Source organism: Pseudomonas sp. GQ91 (assembly GCF_059758795.1).
On the sequence record NZ_JCAXED010000022.1, the window covers coordinates 1 to 17,055 of the forward strand.

17 protein-coding genes are annotated in these 17,055 nt (G+C 60.7%); 10 read left to right on the forward strand and 7 right to left on the reverse strand.

The features are described from left to right. The first annotated feature begins 60 nt into the window (after positions 1-60). The 3 genes from AC6CIA_RS24795 (at position 61) to pcsA (ending at position 2,428) form a co-directional block, all read left to right on the forward strand. Positions 61-561, forward strand: a complete 501-nt coding sequence (locus AC6CIA_RS24795) for a DUF1289 domain-containing protein (protein WP_498315735.1) — start codon at positions 61-63, stop codon at positions 559-561. A gap of 55 nt (positions 562-616) precedes the next feature. Next, entirely contained in the window at positions 617-1,555 is a 939-nt protein-coding gene (locus AC6CIA_RS24800; protein ID WP_498315736.1) for a class I SAM-dependent methyltransferase, read from the forward strand. A 150-nt stretch (positions 1,556-1,705) separates the two neighbouring features. Further along, entirely contained in the window at positions 1,706-2,428 is a 723-nt protein-coding gene (gene pcsA / locus AC6CIA_RS24805) for a phosphatidylcholine synthase (RefSeq protein ID WP_084381438.1), read from the forward strand. 179 nt (positions 2,429-2,607) lie between these two features. Here the strand turns inward: pcsA and AC6CIA_RS24810 are convergent, their stop codons facing one another. Next, positions 2,608-3,393, reverse strand: coding sequence for a sulfite exporter TauE/SafE family protein (locus tag AC6CIA_RS24810; protein ID WP_498315737.1), 786 nt, complete (start codon positions 3,391-3,393; stop codon positions 2,608-2,610). A gap of 255 nt (positions 3,394-3,648) precedes the next feature. Between AC6CIA_RS24810 and AC6CIA_RS24815 the strand changes: the two genes are divergently transcribed. The 3 genes from AC6CIA_RS24815 to AC6CIA_RS24825 all read left to right on the forward strand — a co-directional run bounded on the left by AC6CIA_RS24815 (position 3,649) and on the right by AC6CIA_RS24825 (position 5,991). Next, positions 3,649-4,203, forward strand: a complete 555-nt coding sequence (locus AC6CIA_RS24815) for a UPF0149 family protein (RefSeq protein WP_498315738.1) — start codon at positions 3,649-3,651, stop codon at positions 4,201-4,203. Between the two features lie 109 nt (positions 4,204-4,312). Beyond that, positions 4,313-5,569 (forward strand): 3-phosphoshikimate 1-carboxyvinyltransferase, encoded by a 1,257-nt coding sequence (gene aroA, locus AC6CIA_RS24820; protein ID WP_498315739.1) that lies wholly within the window; start codon positions 4,313-4,315, stop codon positions 5,567-5,569. Between the two features lie 32 nt (positions 5,570-5,601). After that, positions 5,602-5,991: a hypothetical protein gene (locus AC6CIA_RS24825; RefSeq protein ID WP_498315740.1), complete on the forward strand. Its 390-nt coding sequence runs from the start codon at positions 5,602-5,604 to the stop codon at positions 5,989-5,991. Between the two features lie 14 nt (positions 5,992-6,005). Here the strand turns inward: AC6CIA_RS24825 and AC6CIA_RS24830 are convergent, their stop codons facing one another. Continuing rightward, complete coding sequence (locus AC6CIA_RS24830) at positions 6,006-6,626, reverse strand: NAD(P)H-dependent oxidoreductase (RefSeq protein ID WP_498315741.1); 621 nt, start codon at positions 6,624-6,626, stop codon at positions 6,006-6,008. Between the two features lie 64 nt (positions 6,627-6,690). On the opposite strand from AC6CIA_RS24830, the gene AC6CIA_RS24835 reads away from it, so the two are divergent. Next, positions 6,691-7,302, forward strand: coding sequence for a TetR/AcrR family transcriptional regulator (locus tag AC6CIA_RS24835; RefSeq protein WP_498315742.1), 612 nt, complete (start codon positions 6,691-6,693; stop codon positions 7,300-7,302). 3 nt (positions 7,303-7,305) lie between these two features. On the opposite strand, the gene AC6CIA_RS24840 is transcribed toward AC6CIA_RS24835, so the two are convergent. The 3 genes from AC6CIA_RS24840 to AC6CIA_RS24850 are packed head-to-tail and all read right to left on the reverse strand — an operon-like array spanning position 7,306 to position 9,437. Then, complete coding sequence (locus AC6CIA_RS24840; RefSeq protein ID WP_498315743.1) at positions 7,306-7,986, reverse strand: GNAT family N-acetyltransferase; 681 nt, start codon at positions 7,984-7,986, stop codon at positions 7,306-7,308. 27 nt (positions 7,987-8,013) lie between these two features. Further along, the gene (locus tag AC6CIA_RS24845) at positions 8,014-8,550 is read right to left on the reverse strand and encodes an AAA family ATPase (protein WP_498315744.1); all 537 of its coding nucleotides are present in this window, start codon (positions 8,548-8,550) and stop codon (positions 8,014-8,016) included. Further along, entirely contained in the window at positions 8,547-9,437 is an 891-nt protein-coding gene (locus tag AC6CIA_RS24850) for a LysR family transcriptional regulator (protein ID WP_498315745.1), read from the reverse strand. Before AC6CIA_RS24850 ends, AC6CIA_RS24845 begins: the two co-directional genes overlap by 4 nt. A 128-nt stretch (positions 9,438-9,565) precedes the next feature. Between AC6CIA_RS24850 and AC6CIA_RS24855 the strand changes: the two genes are divergently transcribed. The 3 genes from AC6CIA_RS24855 to AC6CIA_RS24865 all read left to right on the forward strand — a co-directional run bounded on the left by AC6CIA_RS24855 (position 9,566) and on the right by AC6CIA_RS24865 (position 14,022). Continuing rightward, a complete protein-coding gene (locus tag AC6CIA_RS24855) occupies positions 9,566-10,795 on the forward strand; it encodes an MFS transporter (RefSeq protein WP_498315746.1) in 1,230 nt (409 codons plus the stop codon). Positions 10,796-10,876: 81 nt separating this feature from the next. After that, positions 10,877-11,728 (forward strand): CAP domain-containing protein, encoded by an 852-nt coding sequence (locus tag AC6CIA_RS24860; RefSeq protein ID WP_498315747.1) that lies wholly within the window; start codon positions 10,877-10,879, stop codon positions 11,726-11,728. Between the two features lie 107 nt (positions 11,729-11,835). Further along, on the forward strand, positions 11,836-14,022 hold the full coding sequence (locus AC6CIA_RS24865) for a GAF domain-containing protein (RefSeq protein WP_498315748.1): 2,187 nt from the start codon (positions 11,836-11,838) through the stop codon (positions 14,020-14,022). A 94-nt stretch (positions 14,023-14,116) separates the two neighbouring features. Here the strand turns inward: AC6CIA_RS24865 and AC6CIA_RS24870 are convergent, their stop codons facing one another. Together AC6CIA_RS24870 and AC6CIA_RS24875 are read right to left on the reverse strand one after the other, a co-directional pair. Beyond that, positions 14,117-16,243 carry a TonB-dependent siderophore receptor gene (locus AC6CIA_RS24870; protein WP_498315749.1) on the reverse strand — a complete coding sequence of 709 codons (2,127 nt, stop codon included), beginning with the start codon at positions 16,241-16,243 and terminating at the stop codon, positions 14,117-14,119. Between the two features lie 157 nt (positions 16,244-16,400). Further along, a complete protein-coding gene (locus AC6CIA_RS24875; RefSeq protein ID WP_498315750.1) occupies positions 16,401-16,970 on the reverse strand; it encodes a nucleotidyltransferase family protein in 570 nt (189 codons plus the stop codon). Positions 16,971-17,055 lie beyond the last annotated feature (85 nt).

Genomic DNA, 17,055 nt, shown 5'->3' on the forward strand with positions numbered 1-17,055 from the left:
CCAGGCCCATGGACCGCCTGACAGCGGTCCATGGGCAATTAGCCAAGGCAATCGTGATTTATGTCCAGTCAAACCATCAAGACGCCCTGCGTCGGCTTGTGTTCCACCGTCTACGGCGACCTGGTGTGCCGGGGCTGCAAGCGCTATCACCATGAAGTCATTCAATGGAATGGCTACAGCGCGCAGGCGAAACACGCCGTATGGCTGCGCCTCGAGCAATTGCTGGGGCAAGTCATGGCCAGCAAGCTGGAGGTGTTCGATGCCGCCCGCCTGCGTCAACAGCTGGAAGCGCGCAACATCCGGTTTATGCCGCAACAGTCGCCCTATTGCTGGGCTTATCAACTGATTGCCCGCGGCGCGCGGATGATTTCAAACCTGGAGGCCTATGGGCTGGCGCTGTTGCCAGAATTCCGTGAGCGCCCCTTGGCTGATTTGCGCGATGCCATTGACCGGGAGTTCTTCCTGCTGTCGGAGGCACATTACGAGCGCTATATTGCGCCTGAGTTTTTGCGGATGAGCGTCGGAGCGCCCTTGATAGCCACGTGCGCGTCACCCACCTGAAACAGCGCAATTGTGTTTAAAATGCCGCCCGCTCAATGACCACCGACGCTGCCCGATGACCCCAGACACACTCGCCACCCTCGACACTCACTTACTCGCCGCCCTGCGCACCGCACCCGCGGAGACCCGACGCCTGTTCCACGGTCGCGGCCGTTGCTGGCCGGGCCTGGAACAGTTGACGGTGGATTGGTTGCAAGGCGTGGTCCTGGTTTCGTTGTTCAAGGCGCCAGAAGCGGCGCACCTGCAAGCGCTGAAGCAACAGTTGACGCGGCTCCCCGCCTCCGGCGAATGGCAACAGGCCGGTGCCCATACGCTGGCGCTGCAGCACCGTTACTTACCGCAAAGCACCACTGAATGGTTGGTGGGGGAAGTGGTCGACGAATTGACCATCACCGAAGGCGGCCTGCGCTATCGCATCGATCTGGGCAAAAAGCAGAACAGCGGGTTGTTCCTCGATATGCGCTACGGCCGCAATTGGGTGCGTGAGCACGCTCAGGGCATGCGCGTGTTGAACCTGTTTGCCTACACCTGCGGTTTTTCCGTGGCGGCCATCGAAGGCGGCGCCGAGCATGTGGTCAACCTGGACATGGCGCGTGGCGCGCTGAGCCGTGGTCGCGACAACCATCGCCTGAACGGCCACGATATGGGCAAGATCAGTTTTCTCGGCCACGACCTGTTCAAGTCGTGGGCCAAGGTGACCAGCGGCGGTCCCTATGACCTGGTGATCATTGATCCACCGTCCTTTCAAAGAGGCAGTTTTCTGCTGACCAAAGACTACCAGCGGGTGCTGCGGCGCCTGCCCGACTTGCTGACGCCGCAGGGCACGGTGCTGGCCTGCATGAACGATCCGGCGTACGGCGAAGACTTCCTGATTGACGGCGTCACCCGCGAAGCGCCTGGTCTACGCTTTGCACAGCGCCTGGAAAACCCGCCCGAATTTCCCGACATCGATCCGCAGAGCGGCCTGAAGGCCTTGGTGTTCCGTCAGGGCTGATGCCGAATCATCCAACGCTTGCTACGCTAATCGTAACGCCGGGGTGGTGAACCTTATTCCCCCCTTTCCGGTCGATACTTGCATCCCTTGGCCAGATTCGACGGCCTTCCCCCGTCGGCTGTGCTGTTTCATCTTTTGGAGAACGTCCCTGTGATATCGACCCTGCATGTAGCCAGACTAAAAGCCTGGGGCGCCCATGGCTTTACCGCCACGGGCGTGGTCCTGGCCTTTCTGGCGACCCTCGCGTTGCTGGAAAACCAACCCAAGGCCTGCCTGTTGTGGCTCGGCCTGGCATTGGTGGTGGATGGGGTGGACGGTTCGCTTGCGCGTCGGCTCAATGTGCAGACGCTCTTGCCGAGTTTTGATGGCTCGGTATTGGACCTGGTGATTGATTACCTGACCTATGTGTTTATCCCGGCGCTGTTTATCTACCGTTATATCGACCTGCCGGACTTCACTCATCTGTTTACGGTGTCGGTAATTCTGGTGTCTTCGCTGTTCTGCTTTTGCAACGTGAACATGAAGAGCAAGGACAATTACTTCCAGGGTTTCCCCGCGGCCTGGAACGTGGTGGCACTGTGCGTGTACATCATCGACCCGCCCGCCTGGATCACGCTGGCGACGGTGATTGGCTTGGCGCTGTTGACGGTGACGCCGATGAAGTTTCTGCACCCGTTCCGGGTCAAGCGCTTTATGCCGATCAACATCGCGGTCACGACCGTGTGGTTGTTATGCAGTTTGCTGTTGGTGATCGACCATCCGTATACCAACAAGCTGACCATGGGCTTGTGGTTGTTGATGTCGGCGTATTTCCTGGGGATCTGTATTTGGCGCACGGCGGTGGAATGGCTGGATAAGTCGCGTCAGCCTTAGTGGGGGGAAGCCGCCTTCTGTAGGAGCGAGCGTGCTCGCGAATGACCGCCTCGGGGTATCAGATTTCCCCTGTCATGGTTAACGATTTTCGCGAGCAAGCTCGCTCCTACAGAAAAACGAGGGGATTTTCAGGCCGCCGTGCTTGCTCCGTTAAACTACGATGGCCGTAGTCCGACATTTCAGAACGCCAACTTAAACCCAATCAACCCCAACATCACCGCCAGACACGGCCGCAACAGCTCGTCCGAGACCCGGCCAGACATATGGCTGCCCACATAAATCCCCGGCAGCGAGCCCATCAACAAGAACCCCAACAACTGCCAATCCATATTGCCCATGCTCGCATGGCCCAGGCCTGCGACCAGTGTCAGCGGGACAGCATGCGCAATTTCGGTGCCTACCAGGCGTTTGGTGGCCAAGAATGGATACAGGATAAACAACGCCACCGTGCCCAACGCACCCGCGCCAATGGATGTCAGCGCCACCATGGCGCCAAGGATCGCCCCCGTGAAGACGGTCAGCCCGTTCAGATTGCGCGGGCTCATGTGGTAGTGGTCGCCGGCATGGCGCTGGGCGAAAGCCAAGAGCTTTTTCTTGAACAGAATCGCCAGGGCCGTCAGCAGCAGCACCATACCCAACGCCTGCTTGATCACCTCGTTCATCGCGCTGGGATCGGTGTGCAGGCTTTTGAGGAACCAAAGCGTCAACAACACCGCCGGGACACTGCCCAAGGTCAGCCAGCCGGTGATGGTCCAATCAATGTTCTTGTTCTTGCCGTGCACCGCCACGCCGCCGGCCTTGGTAATGGCGGCATACAGCAGGTCGGTGCCGACCGCCGTCGCCGGGTTGATCCCAAACCACAGCAGGATGGGGGTCATCAACGAACCACCGCCGACGCCGGTCATGCCGACGATAAAACCGACAATCAGGCCCGCCACCACGAAACCAAAATTACCTGCATCCATTACAACTACCTGTGGCCTTGTAAAATTCTCGCGGCAGCATAGCGATTTTTCTTATAACCACTTATACCAATGCGATCTGACTTTATTCCTTTTACGCTTAGAAGCCTGTCCAGCAGATTGATTTGCAGCGCGAGGCTCCGTTCACCGGGACCTGCGGTAAAGATGATCTAACGCTGGATTAAATCGCTCGCACGCGCCATCCTCCGCGTTTTACGCCGCCTTATCAGCGGCGCTGGACGCACTAAGGATATTTTCATGCACGATCAAGCCCTCGCCCCCGCCGATTTCGAGTTCATCGAAGAGATTCTGCTGACGTACGGCGACGATCACTCGGTATTGAACCTGGCCGAACTGGATGGCTACTTCACTGCCCTGGTCTCCGGCCCGGGCCTGGTGGATGTGGCCGTGTGGTTCCCGGCGATCTGGGGTGGGCAGCAACCGGATTGGGAGAGTGAGAGCCAAGCCAAGCGCTTCCTCGAACTGTGCGTGCGCCATATGAATGCCATCGCCGGCCAACTGGCGATGAACGCCCAAGGGTTCAAGGCGCGCTTCGAGGAAACCGAGCATCAGGAGCAACCCCTGACGCTGGCCGAAGAGTGGTGCTTTGGCTATATCCGTGGCGCGGCCGTCGGTGAATGGCCGGCACTGCCCGCCGAGCAGGCCGCACAGCTGGAAGCGATCGCCTGGTGCGCCGAACAGGACAACTTTGAATTACCCGCGGACCTGGACGTACAAGCCCACCAGCAACGCGTGGCAGCCATCGAGCCAGCCGCCAGGGCCTTGCACGATTACTGGTCAAGCAAGCGCTGATGCACCGGCGGTGACGGCATTTGACCATTCCCTGTGGTTTGGTCGATTATTCGTTTCCGCCAGCCGGCCACTCCCAGCCACCCTCGCCCTGAATCAGGAGCCTTGTCCCTTGAGTTCGCAGAAAACCGTGACCGTTACGCCGCCTAATTTTCCATTGAACGGCAAGGTAGCACCGCCCGGCTCCAAATCCATCACTAACCGTGCCCTGTTGCTGGCAGCCCTGGCCAAAGGCACCAGCCGTCTGAGCGGTGCCTTGAAAAGCGACGACACCCGACATATGTCGGTGGCGTTGCGGCAGATGGGCGTGGTCATCGATGAACCGGATGAGGTGACCTTCGTCGTAACCGGCCAAGGCAAGCTGCAATTACCCGCCCAACCGCTGTTTCTCGGCAACGCCGGCACCGCGATGCGCTTTCTCACGGCCGCGGTCGCGACGGTCCAGGGCTCGGTGGTGCTGGATGGCGACGCGTACATGCAAAAGCGCCCCATCGGCCCGCTGCTGGCAACCCTCGGCCAGAACGGTGTCCGGGTGGATAGCCCCAGCGGTTGTCCGCCGGTGACCGTGCATGGCACCGGCCGGGTTCAGGCCACGCGTTTCGAGATCGACGGCGGCCTGTCGAGCCAATACGTATCGGCCCTGTTGATGCTCGCCGCCTGTGGCGAAGCCCCGATTGAAGTGGCGTTGACCGGCAAGGACATCGGCGCCCGTGGCTACGTCGATCTCACCCTGGACTGCATGCGCGCGTTCGGTGCCCAGGTGGAAGTGGTCGACGACAGCACCTGGCGCGTAGCCCCCACCGGCTACACCGCCAACGACTACCTGATCGAACCTGACGCCTCCGCCGCGACCTACCTGTGGGCCGCGCAAGTGCTCACCGGCGGCAAGATTGACCTGGGCGTCGCCCCAGAAGATTTCACCCAGCCCGACGCCAAGGCCCAGGCAGTGATCGCGCAATTTCCACAGATGCCGGCCTGCGTCGTAGGCTCGCAAATGCAGGACGCCATTCCCACGCTGGCGGTACTCGCGGCCTTCAACAATACGCCGGTGCGTTTCACCGAACTCGCCAACCTGCGGGTCAAGGAATGCGACCGGGTTCAGGCGCTGCACGACGGCCTTAACGAAATCCGCCCCGGTCTGGCGACGATCGAGGGCGACGATCTGTTGGTGGCCAGCGATCCGGCACTCGCAGGCACGTCCTGCAGCGCCCTGATCGACACCCACGCCGACCACCGCATCGCCATGTGCTTTGCCTTGGCGGGCCTGAAAGTAGCAGGCATTAAAATCCAGGACCCGGACTGTGTCGGCAAGACCTACCCTGAATACTGGAACGCCTTGGGCAGTCTCGGCGTGCAGCTCAGCTACTGAGCATCAGGCGCCAACGTGGGGAGGGAGTGATCATGACAATTCGCCAGCCCTGCCCACCCGCTCTCTGTGACTGCGAGCGCGAGCGACTGCTGGCGCTTCCCGGCGCAGACCAGCGCATTCTGCAACTGACCCGCCAGGAAGAAAAACGCCTGCTGGAACGCCTGGAGAACCTGCAAAGCCTGGCGGACCTGGAGCGTATGCAGCAACTGATGCATCAGCAACTGGGCATTCGCGTACACATCGCCCCCGGCCACACCGAAGTCAAAAGCATGCGCGGGATTCAAATCGCTATCGATGAACTGCCGGGGCTTTGTCGCAAAACCCGGCAATCGATTCCGGCGGCAATCCGCAAGGGCCTGGAGAACCAGCCAGAGATTGCCTATCGCTTGCTCGATGCCCATGACTTGTTCAGAGAGGGTTGATGAGCGGTTGCGGACTAGAACGATAGCGCCGCTGTTTCATTGCATTTCGCACCAGCAAAGATCCCCTGCCCGGTGCGCCATGCGGCCTCCAGATGAACCTGCGGCGCGCGCAACTCGGACTCCAGCAACAACTGCGAACTCAGCACTTGCGCGCCGCAATAATCAAAAATCCCGTGGTCGATCTGCGTACGCAGTGCATTGGCATAGCCATGACGTTCGAACGTGCCTTCATCGGCTCCGCCCACGCCCAGCAGATGCACGCGCAAACGCCCCAGTTTCTTTATGGTTTTGCCAGTCTGCATGTCGTACTCCAAGGCCCAGCCATTGCTGAATACCCGGTCGATCCACCCTTTGAGCAGCGCCGGCATGGACCACCAATAAATCGGGTAGACCAGTATCAGCGCGTCAGCGCGGTCGATGCGTGCCTGCTCCGCCTGAACATCGGCCGGCGGCGTGGCGCGGGCGCGGTGCACGGTATGATCAGCGAGGGTGAACCGTGGATCGAAGCCTTCGGCGGCCAAGTCAGCGATTTCAGATGTATGCCCTTCGCTGGCAAGACCCGCTGCGACCTGCGCGGCCAGGCCATGAGTCAATGAACGAGGGTCGTGATGAGCGACAACGATAAGCGCATGCATGACGGATGCTCCAGTGATAAGCTGAGTTAAGTTACGATTAGTAAGTTACTTTTGGTATATAAGCATGTCAAGCACAGAAACACCTGCGCCCCGCCGCCGCCTTTCCCGGGAAGATCGTTTGCGCCAGTTACTGGACGTGGCCTGGCAACTGGTACGTGAAGAAGGCACCGAAGCGCTGACGTTAGGGCGTTTGGCGGAAATGGCAGGGATCACGAAACCGGTGGTGTACGACCACTTCACCACCCGTGCAGGCTTGCTGGCGGCGTTGTACAAGGATTTTGACGAACGCCAGAACGCCTTGCTCGCAGAAGCTCTGGCGGCCAGCGAACCGAGCCTTGAGGGTCGGGCCTGGGTGATCGCCTCATCCTATGTCGACTGCGTACTGCTTCAGGGTCGCGAGATACCGGGCGTGATCGCTGCCTTGAGCGGCGCTCCGGAACTGGACATCCTCAAGCGCGAGTACGAGATGATTTTCATGCTCAAGTGCCGCGATGTACTCGCGCCGTTCGCCCCTTCGGGCGACATCTCGCTGGCCGGGCTGCGGGCCATGCTGGGCGCGGCCGAGGCACTTTCCCAGGCAGCGGCCAGCGGTGAAATCAGCCCCGTGCAGGCCCAGGAAGAACTGCTGGAAACCATCAAGGCAATGGTCAATCGAAGCACGCGGCTGAAGAACTGAGGGCTATACCTGCCGCCCTTGCACAAACGCCTGGGCCTTGCGGGTCATCTGGTCAAAATGCCGGTCCCGTTGTTTCTCGGCATCGATCATTGCCCGCTTGCCGTGTTTTTGCAGCAGGTAGGTATGAATCTGCCGCACTTCCAGCGAGCTATAGATCGACGCCACGTCCAACAGGCCCATCAGGCCAGCGGTGCTGTAGTCACGGGTGTTCATCAACACCTGAGTGCCGCGCACGCCGCGGACGTTGAACCCCATGGACTCGAACGCCGGCACTTTCTCCACCGCGCAGGTCAATTCGGCGTGGGGATAGCGGCCGAGCATGTCCTGCAGCATTGCCCGCGCCACCCCTTTACGCCGCCAGGCCGCGTGCACCGCCAGATACGCCACGCCGCAGGCTTCGGGATCGTCCTTGACCGGCAGGTACAACAGGAAGCCGATGACCTTGTCCGGGTCCTGTTCGTCCAATGCAACGATCAACTCAACCGCAATCCCCTTGGAACCACCGACCGCCTCCAGGTAAAGATGCACCTCGTAGCCAATCGCATATTGATAAACGTTGTACAGCAGGTTGCTCGGAGGAATCGCGACCATGCTGATGTCAGTCAGGTAATCGACCACCATCTGCAGAATCTGGCTGTTGATGGGTTCCGGGCATGGGTTTGGGTAATGAGTCAGGGTGTACATCGAATTCCTGTTTCCTGGTATTTCGCATTAAGGCAGGGAAGAGTGTACCTGCTGCAGCAACGCTTCGACGCACCGACTGCCATCAACTCGCAGGGAAGGCTGTTTCAACTGTTTGAACCACGCCTCATGGCGTGGCCGGCTACGCCCGGCAAATGCGCCACGGTCATAGCCAGCGGCCCACGCCAAAAAAGCCAGATGGCTGGCATGCATATCCCCACCGGGTGCAACGCGCTCGCCAAAGCGCAGCGCCTCCCGCGCTTTGAGGCGCTTGATACGCAGCGGCGTCGGCGTATCAACCAACACCACCTGCTGCGCGTCCACGATCAGTTCGTCGCCCCAACCATCCAATGAACCGGATAACACCCAGTGGCCGTGCGCCAATGCCCGCTTGAGCAAAGCAACGCGATCAACCACAGGCCGCGATTGTACGTAGGGTGGGTCCGTGGGATACCAGTAATAATCGTCCACATCCACATGCGGCAGTTGCAGGGCCGAAGCCAGCGCCTTGCCCAGCGTGGTCACGCCCGCCCCGGAAGCGCCCGTCAGGTATATCCGCTGAATCATTGCGCGCACACCTCCCGCAAACAACTACGCAACCAACGATGCGCCAGATCGGCATCCAGTCGTGGGTGCCAGAGCATCGCCACACTGAACTCCGGCAGGTCGATGGGCAAGGCGAAGCTGTGCAGGCCATCTCGCAGGCCGCTGGTGTAGCGCTCCGGGACACTGGCGATCAGGTCGGTGCGATGCGCCAGAGCCACCGCCGTGGAAAAGCCAGTAACGATGCTGGCCACGTCGCGCGTGAGATGCAGGGCCTCGAGCGCATCGTCTATCTGCCCGCGTGCCCGACCGCGTCTAGACACGTAGATATGCTTGCCGGCAGCGTAGCGTTGCGCGTTGATTTCGCCGCGACTCAAGGGGTGGCCGTTACACACCACCCCGATAAACCGGTCACGAAACAGCAGTTGGGTCAGGACTTCGGGATGAGCGTGCTCGTCGACCACACCGGTTTCCAAGTCAACCTTGCCGTCGCGCAGTGGCGTGCCCTGCCCGTCCGGCTTGTGGACGAAGTGCAACCTCACGCCCGGAGCCTGTTCAGCCACGCGCGCGATCAACGCGGGGCCGAAGCTTTCGACGAAACCTTCGCTGGTGCGCAGGATAAAGGTCCGCACCAGTTGCGTAAGATCCAGGGCCTGCACCGGTCGCAGCACGGCTTCGGCGTCCTGCACCAATTGGCTGACCTGGGCGCGCAGTTGCTGCGCACGCGGCGTTGGCACCAGGCCTCGTCCGGCGCGTACCAAGAGCGGATCACCGGTGGTTTCACGCAAGCGCGCCAAGGCCCGGCTCATGGCTGAAGGACTCAGGCCCAGGCGCTGGGCGGCACGTGCCACGCTGCCTTCGGCCAGCAATACATCCAGGGTAACGAGCAGGTTGAAATCGGGATGCGACACGGGGTAGTTCCTTTCATGGCGTCTGATGCAGGTATAACGTGCAATCGCTGCGTCTTCCGCCATCTTAGGTGACGTCGTAGATTTCTGACAGCTGCCCATTTGGCGGTGGCCCAAATCAGGAATCCGTTATGACCTCTATTCCCCATCGCGGCGGCCTCGTCAGCCTGTCACTGGCCACACTGCTGGCATCCCTGGGCAGCAGTATCGCGAATGTCGGCCTGCCCGAAATGGCCCGGGCGTTCGAGGCCGCCTTTTCAATGGTGCAGTGGATTGTCTTGGCGTACTTGTTGTCCATCACCGCGATGATTGTCAGTGTCGGGCGACTTGGCGATCGGTTTGGCTACCGCCGCCTGTTGCTCGCGGGTTTGCTGCTGTTTGTCGTCGCATCCGCCTTGTGCGGCGTGGCGGCGTCCCTGGCTTGGCTTATTGCCGCCCGCGCGATACAAGGACTCGGCGCGGCGATGATGATGACAATGGCGCTGGCCCTGGCCGGCCAGACCGTGCCCAAGGCGCACACCGGCCGCGTCATGGGCCTGCTCGGGAGCATGTCGGCGATCGGCACGGCTGCCGGGCCGGCGGTCGGCGGAGTGATGATAGCCGGGTTCGGCTGGCGCGGATTGTTCCTCGCCCTGGTGCCGCTGGGGCTTGTGACCTTTGCCCTCGCCCGACGCGCCTTGAGCGTCGAGCCAACCGCGGCGCCTGCGAGGCGAGCCGCGTTCAGCCTGGTCGCGACGCTGCGCAACCGGCCGCTCGGGGCCGGCCTGATCATGAGCATGCTGGTGATGGCGGTGATGATGACCACGCTGGTGGCCGGACCGTTTTACCTGACCCGGGGCGTCGGGCTCAACCCGGCCTGGATGGGCTTGGCAATGGCTGTCGGACCGAGCGTTGCCGCGCTGGCGGGAGTGCCTGCCGGACGCTTGACCGAGCGTTTCGGCTGCCGGGGCATGATCCTGGTCGGGCTGATCGCGATGCTGGCCGGGTGTTTGTTGCTGGCGCTGATGCCACGGCAGGTCGGTCTCACCGGCTACATCGGCGCGCTGGTGATCCTCACTCTCGGCTACGCCCAATTCCAGACAGCCAACAACACCTCGGTGATGAACGACCTGGCGCCTGACCGCCGAGGCGTGATTGCAGGCCTGTTGAACCTTTCACGCAACCTGGGGCTGATCATCGGCGCCTGGGCATTGGCTGCGCTGTTTGCCTGGGTTACGGGAGATCTCAACCGCGCCTCACCCGAAGCAGTGAGCAGCGGCCTGCACGTCACCTTTGGCGTAGCGCTGGGGTTAATCCTGCTGGCCTTGACGCTGGCCATGAGTCGCCTGCCGAGTCCGGCGCTGAATGCACCAGCACCTTGATCAGGGAAAAAACCCGCCAAGGGGTGCATGGAGCCCCTTCATCGCGCATCATGTGCACTTTCATGCTCAAGGGAAACGTCCATGCGCGCGCTGTCATTGATGATGGTTTTTACGACGCTGGCCACCAGTCTGGTGTTTTGCGCCACGGCATCGGCGAGCGAAGAGAGTCAATTGGTCGATTCGATCAACCAGTACCGCAGCCAGGTGCAGCGCTGTGGTGACCAGGGTTCCCAGGAACTGCCGCCGCTGGCGGTCGATCCGCGACTGGTGCTGCCAGTCAATAATGTCGGCGACCTCCAACAGGCGTTGGCTCAGGTGGCCTACCCGATGGTCAATGTCCAGGCCATCAGCCTGTCCGGGCCTCGGGACGCCCAGTCCGCCATGAAAGCAGTCCGTGAAAGCTTCTGCCGCGTGGTCCTGGATCCGCAATTCGTCGACATCGGCGTCAGCAACAACGGCCAGGACTGGCGCATCGTCCTGGCCCGCCCACTGCTGACCAGCGGCCTGGGCAGCTCGCAAACGGCCGGGCAGCAAGTGCTCGACATGATCAACGCCGCCCGTAAGCAACCGCGCCAGTGCGGTACCCAAGCCTTTAAAGCCACCACGCCCCTGGTCTGGAATGCCCAGTTGGCGAGCGCCGCCGAAAGCCACTCGCGCAGCATGGCCAACAAAAACTACTTCGATCACCTGGACCGCGATGGCCGCACACCGGGCGATCGCGCGGAACTGGCGGGCTACATTGCGAAAAATATCGGCGAAAACATCGCTGCCGGCCTGGACACACCGCGCAAGGTGGTCGACGGTTGGCTCGCCAGCCCCGGTCATTGCGCGAACCTGATGAATCCACAGTTTCAGGAGCTGGGCGCCGCTTACGGGCTGGATCCGAAAAGCGATGCAGGGATCTATTGGACTACATTGTTCGGCACACAATAAGCGCCAACAACGTTCGCGCTGAACTGGCTGAGTTTGCCTGGGTCTGTTGCTTGGCAAACTGTATCAATCAAGTAATAGGCGATCCGGAAAAACAAGGTAGTGGGCGAATGAAAGACTGGCTGCAAGGCGACGGTGAAATGGCCGAACGGGTGCGCCGCCACGACTGGGCGAGCACGTCACTCGGAGCGATGGAGCAATGGCCAGATGTGCTCAAGACCACGGTGGCGCTGAGCTTCGCCTCGCATTTTCCTCAGGCGATTGTCTGGGGCCCCGATCTGATCATGCTGTACAACGACGCGTTCGTGCCCATTCTTGGCGACAAACCTGAAGCGCTGGGCCAGCCATTCAGCGCCGTGTGGCAGGAAGCCTGGGAGGTTATCCGGCCTATCGCCGACGCTGCCTTCGAAGGGCGCGCCACCTATATTGAAAATTTCCCGCTGATAATCGAACGTGGCGTCGGTCCGGAACAAGCGTATTTCACCTTTTGCTACAGCCCGATTCGTGACTCTCAGGGTGCCGTGGTGGGAATCCTCGACACCGTTACCGAAACCACCAACGCCGTGTTCATGGCACGGCGCCTGGCGGTGCTGGACGCAATCAGCAGCGCAATCGCCAACGCCACCGATCCGGCGACCATCATGGCGGTGACTACAGAAGTAGTGGCCAAGCACCTGCAACTGTCCAACTGTGCTTATGCGGATATGGAGCCCGACGAAGATGGCTTTACCATTCGCGGTAACTGGGCGGCGCCAGGCTCACCGAGCATCGTCGGGCATTACAGCCTGGCCGATTTCGGGCAATTGGCGGTCAGCCGCCTGCAAGCGGGTGAGCCGCTGATTATTCATGACAACCTGCTGGAACTGCCGCCGGAGGAAGCGGCATCCTTTCAAGCCCTTGGGGTGACGGCAACGCTGTGCATGCCGCTGATGAAAGATGGCCGTCTGGCCGCCTTGATGGCGATCCATGACAATAAGCCACGCCGGTGGTCGTCCTACGATTTATCGTTGTTGGGCGAAGTCACGGAAAGATCCTGGGCTCATATCGAACGGGTTCGCGCCGATGCCATCGTGCGCGAAGGTTTGTCGGCGCTGGAGGATTTGAATGCGACCCTGGAGCAGCGGGTCGAAGAGCGCACCACCCTGCTGATCCAGACCGAAGCCGCGCTGCGCCAATCACAGAAGCTCGAAGCCATCGGTCAGTTGACTGGCGGCGTGGCCCATGATTTCAACAACCTGCTGACGATCATTCGCTCGTCGGTAGACTTCCTGCGCTCACCCGACCTGTCCGAGGAACGTCGCCAACGTTACATGAATGCGGTGGCCGACACGGTGGAACGGGCCAGCAAGTTGACCAGCCAATTACTCGCGTTTGCTCGACGCCAGCCGCTGAACCCGGAAATATTCGACGCCGGCCAACGCGTCCGGAATATTGGCGACATGCTGGAAACGGTCACTGGCGCACGCATTCATGTGCAGGTGCAGCTACCCGAGCGCAGTTGCTATATCCGCGCCGACTCCAGCCAATTTGAAACCGCCTTGATCAACGTCGCGCTCAACGCGCGGGACGCCATGGACGGCCAGGGTACGCTGGTGTTGCGCCTGGAGGGCGACCGTCCGCTGCCGTGCATACGCGGGCACGGCGGCTCGAAAAAAGCCTTTGTGGCGATCTCCCTCACGGATACCGGGACGGGCATCTCCTCACAGACATTCGAGCACATCTTCGAACCGTTCTTCACCACCAAGGGCGTCGGCAAAGGCACCGGTCTCGGACTGTCGCAGGTGTTTGGGTTCGCCAAGCAGTCAGGGGGCAACGTCGATGTCGCCAGCGTCGTCGGCGAAGGCACGGTGTTTACTGTGTACCTACCGCAGGTAGAGCCTGAAGCGGTACTCGACAGCCACGCACAGGAAGTCCTCGAACCGGCCCTGGACGGGACACGACGACGCATTCTGATCGTGGAGGACAATCTGGAAGTCGGCCGTTTCGCCAATCAGATCCTGCAGGACCTTGGTTATCAGACTGTCTGGGCGACCCACGCCGACGAAGCGCTGGAGATGGTCGGCCCGGACGCCATGGCGTTCGATGGGGTTTTCTCCGACGTGGTCATGCCGGGCATCGGTGGCGTGGCGCTGGCCAAGGAGTTGCGTCGACGCAGACCAGGCTTGCCGGTGGTCCTGACGTCGGGTTACAGCGAGGAGTTGGCCAAGAACGGCTACGAGGGTTTTGAGTTTCTGGCCAAGCCTTACTCTGCCGACCAGGTTTCTCGGGTGCTGGCCAAGGCTATGTGCAGGGACTAGATCTTCAGTCCCGCCAGACATGGAGGGGTATTTACAGATTCTTTGGCGTGGGTTGGGTCGGTCTTTCCCAACCCGCCCCGCTCTCTAATTCTGCTTACAACGTGTAGGAGATACCCGCCTGCAGCGTACGTGGCGCGCCTGGGTAGGCGTAGTCGCCGAAAGCGCCTTCTTCATAATCGGCGTCGAACAGGTTTTTCAGATCCAGGTTGAGGCGGATCTTGTCGTTGACCTTGTAGTACGCCAGCAAATCCACAACGCTGTAGCTGTCCATCATGAACGCCGTGGCCGTTTGCTGACCGGCACGTTCGGAGACATATTTGCCGCCCAGGCCCAGACCCAGGCCCTTGAGGCCACCGTCCTGGAACTCATAGACGTTCAACAGGCTGAAGCTGTTGCGCGGGATGTTGAGCAAGCGTGTGCCGGACTTGAGCACACTGTCTTTTGCCACTTCGGCATCCACATAAGCGTAACCGCCGATCATCCGCCATTCGGGCGTCAGGTTGCCGGCCACGGTCAGATCGAAGCCGCGGCTGTGTACTTCACCGGTGGCGATCTTGAAGTTGCTGTCTAGGGGGTCGGCGGTCAGCACGTTGGTTTTTTCTATCTGGTACAGCGCCGCGTCAACACTCAACTGGCGATCCAAGGCTTGCCACTTGACTCCCACTTCATAGGACTTGCCCTTCTCCGGTTTGAACCCGGCTTTCTGGCGATTGGCGCCGGTATTGGGCTTGAACGAACGTGCAGTATCGGCATACACCGCCAGCGTGTCGGTCAAATCGTAGATCAACCCCAGGCGCGGGGTGACCGCATTATCACTGGCCGTCCAGTCATTGGCGCCTTCCACGTAGGTCTGGTAGTCATGCTCAAACCGCTCGAAACGTGCGCCGGCCAGCACTTTCAAGCGCTCGGTGAGGGCCACCTGGTCCTGGATGAACGCGGCGTAGGTCTTGAGGTTTTCCTTGTCATGGGTGGGCGTGCGCGTCAGCGGCGGACGCGGCAGGCCGTAGACCGGGTCGTAGATATCGATCGGGTACGTTCCGACATCCGCGGAGGAGCGCTGAATGATCGACTTGTAGTCGTAATCCTCGTACTCGATGCCGGTCAGCAAAGTGTGTTCAAACGCACCGGTGGAAAATTTACCGGTGAGGTTGAGCTGGTAGTCGCGGTCGGTCCATTCCAGCTTGCGATAGCTGAAATTACGCTCCAGGGTCCGACCGTCGGATCCAAGCCGCTGAGCCTCGACGGCGTTGCCCTGCAAGGTACCATCGAGCCATTGCATGCCGCCGGCCAAGGTCCAGTTATCGTTGAGCGAATGCTCGAAACGCAACTGCGCCATGTTGTTGTCGTTGTGCAACTTGCCGGCGTCTTTCTCACCGAAGAACGTGCTGCGCGAAGCCGTGCCACGCTGGTTCGAGTAGCGCGTGAGGCCGCGATCGAGCGGGTGATTGTTGCGCATGAAGTCACCCTCGAATATCACGCGGGTGCTGTCGTTGACCTGCCAGCTCAACACCGGGGCAATGCCGTAGCGCTCAGTCTCGACGTGATCGCGAAAGGTATCGCCGCCCTCGCCCACCACGTTCAAGCGATAGGAGAAACGTCCGTCTTCGTCCAGCGGCCCGGAGGTGTCGAGGGTGCCGCGACGCATGCCCTGATCATTGATCTGGCTGCCGAGAGTGACTGTGCGTTCGCTCAACGGCTGCTTGGACACGACGTTGAAGGTGCCGCCTGGATCACCCCGGCCATACAGCATGGTGGCTGGTCCGCGCAGCACTTCCAGGCGCTCGATGGTGTTGGCATCGGGCATGTTCGGGTAGCCACGGTTGACCGGGAAGCCATTGCGGTAGAACTCACCGGTGGTAAAACCGCGTACGGTAAAGGTGGTCAGGCCCTGGCCACCAAAGTTGTTGGCGCGCCCCACGCCTCCCGCGTAATCCAGCGCGTCCTGCAAGCGAGTGGCGCCGAGGTCTTCCACCACATCGCGGGAGACCACGGTAATCGACTGCGGGGTTTCATGAATCGAGGTGTCGGTACGTGTGGCGCTGGCCGAACGTGTGGCGTGGTAGCCCGTTACCGGCCCATAAGCGCTTTCAACCTGCTCTTCGCCCGTGATATCGATGGCTTGAAGCTGCAAGGTGGCCGGATCAGCCGCGACCGGCTCCTCTGCCCAAACGTTAAAAGAAGAGGCCTGGAGAACGCACAGAGAAACCATAAGCCGACGCATCGATGACTTGCCCTTGGATAGACGCCAAGCGCGGGAAACGCTCGGCCAAAAATATGCCGGGCAAGATACATGAATAAATTGTCATTTGATATTAGTTCCCATTAACTTATGCAGAATTTCGAGGCGAGCGCGATTGCGGGCCCGGCGGGAATCGTGCTTACGCAGCGCCCTGCGTCAAGATTTTGAGCCAAGGCCAGCGCGCCTGATAACTCTTGGCTTTCTGTTCGAACAAATCCGGTTGCGGGGTATGGGGGTTCGCCCGCAACAGACCCTGCTCCGCGTCCGTCAGCCCATAAGGCGCATACACCTCGCCCGAGGCCACGTCCAAGGCAATACAGGTACCTGCCACCAGGTAACGATCAACCCCGTCTCTGGCCGACCGTAACTGCGGGTAAGGCCTGCCAAAGCGTTGTGGGTACCAAAGGTGGACGCGGGCTTGATTCTTGATCTCGATGGTCGCGTCAAGGTCCTGGAAAAGCGCCTGCGCACGCTGGATGACCTGGTCTTCGGCCGCCCATGACAGATCGCTATCGAAGTAGAACACGTCATAGTCCTTCACCCCCCAGTCCGGCGAAAGGCCTGCCTGGAGATTCCACACCGCCTGGAACAGGCAGCCCGCCGTGAGCAGACACTGGTCCAGACCGAGCGCAGGCAAGCGCGCAATTACTTGCGCGTTGATGGGGTTGGCCAGGGCTATTTCGAGCAGGCGGTCAGCGGTCAATCTCATGTTCATTCCAGGGTCAAGGCGCACGTTTTTGCGGTTATTTTCCGCGCACACGGTTTTGAAAGGATCAACACCCCGGCGCTTCAAC

Bases quoted from the DNA above. Each gene is read 5' to 3' on its own strand.
- AC6CIA_RS24795 (WP_498315735.1), top strand. From the start codon at position 61: ATGTCCAGTCAAACCATCAAGACGCCCTGCGTCGGCTTGTGTTCCACC.
- AC6CIA_RS24800 (WP_498315736.1), top strand. From the start codon at position 617: ATGACCCCAGACACACTCGCCACCCTCGACACTCACTTACTCGCCGCC.
- AC6CIA_RS24810 (WP_498315737.1), bottom strand. From the start codon at position 3,393: ATGGATGCAGGTAATTTTGGTTTCGTGGTGGCGGGCCTGATTGTCGGT.
- AC6CIA_RS24815 (WP_498315738.1), top strand. From the start codon at position 3,649: ATGCACGATCAAGCCCTCGCCCCCGCCGATTTCGAGTTCATCGAAGAG.
- AC6CIA_RS24825 (WP_498315740.1), top strand. From the start codon at position 5,602: ATGACAATTCGCCAGCCCTGCCCACCCGCTCTCTGTGACTGCGAGCGC.
- AC6CIA_RS24830 (WP_498315741.1), bottom strand. From the start codon at position 6,626: ATGCATGCGCTTATCGTTGTCGCTCATCACGACCCTCGTTCATTGACT.
- AC6CIA_RS24835 (WP_498315742.1), top strand. From the start codon at position 6,691: ATGTCAAGCACAGAAACACCTGCGCCCCGCCGCCGCCTTTCCCGGGAA.
- AC6CIA_RS24840 (WP_498315743.1), bottom strand. From the start codon at position 7,986: ATGTACACCCTGACTCATTACCCAAACCCATGCCCGGAACCCATCAAC.
- AC6CIA_RS24845 (WP_498315744.1), bottom strand. From the start codon at position 8,550: ATGATTCAGCGGATATACCTGACGGGCGCTTCCGGGGCGGGCGTGACC.
- AC6CIA_RS24855 (WP_498315746.1), top strand. From the start codon at position 9,566: ATGACCTCTATTCCCCATCGCGGCGGCCTCGTCAGCCTGTCACTGGCC.
- AC6CIA_RS24860 (WP_498315747.1), top strand. From the start codon at position 10,877: ATGCGCGCGCTGTCATTGATGATGGTTTTTACGACGCTGGCCACCAGT.
- AC6CIA_RS24865 (WP_498315748.1), top strand. From the start codon at position 11,836: ATGAAAGACTGGCTGCAAGGCGACGGTGAAATGGCCGAACGGGTGCGC.
- AC6CIA_RS24870 (WP_498315749.1), bottom strand. From the start codon at position 16,243: ATGCGTCGGCTTATGGTTTCTCTGTGCGTTCTCCAGGCCTCTTCTTTT.
- AC6CIA_RS24875 (WP_498315750.1), bottom strand. From the start codon at position 16,970: ATGAGATTGACCGCTGACCGCCTGCTCGAAATAGCCCTGGCCAACCCC.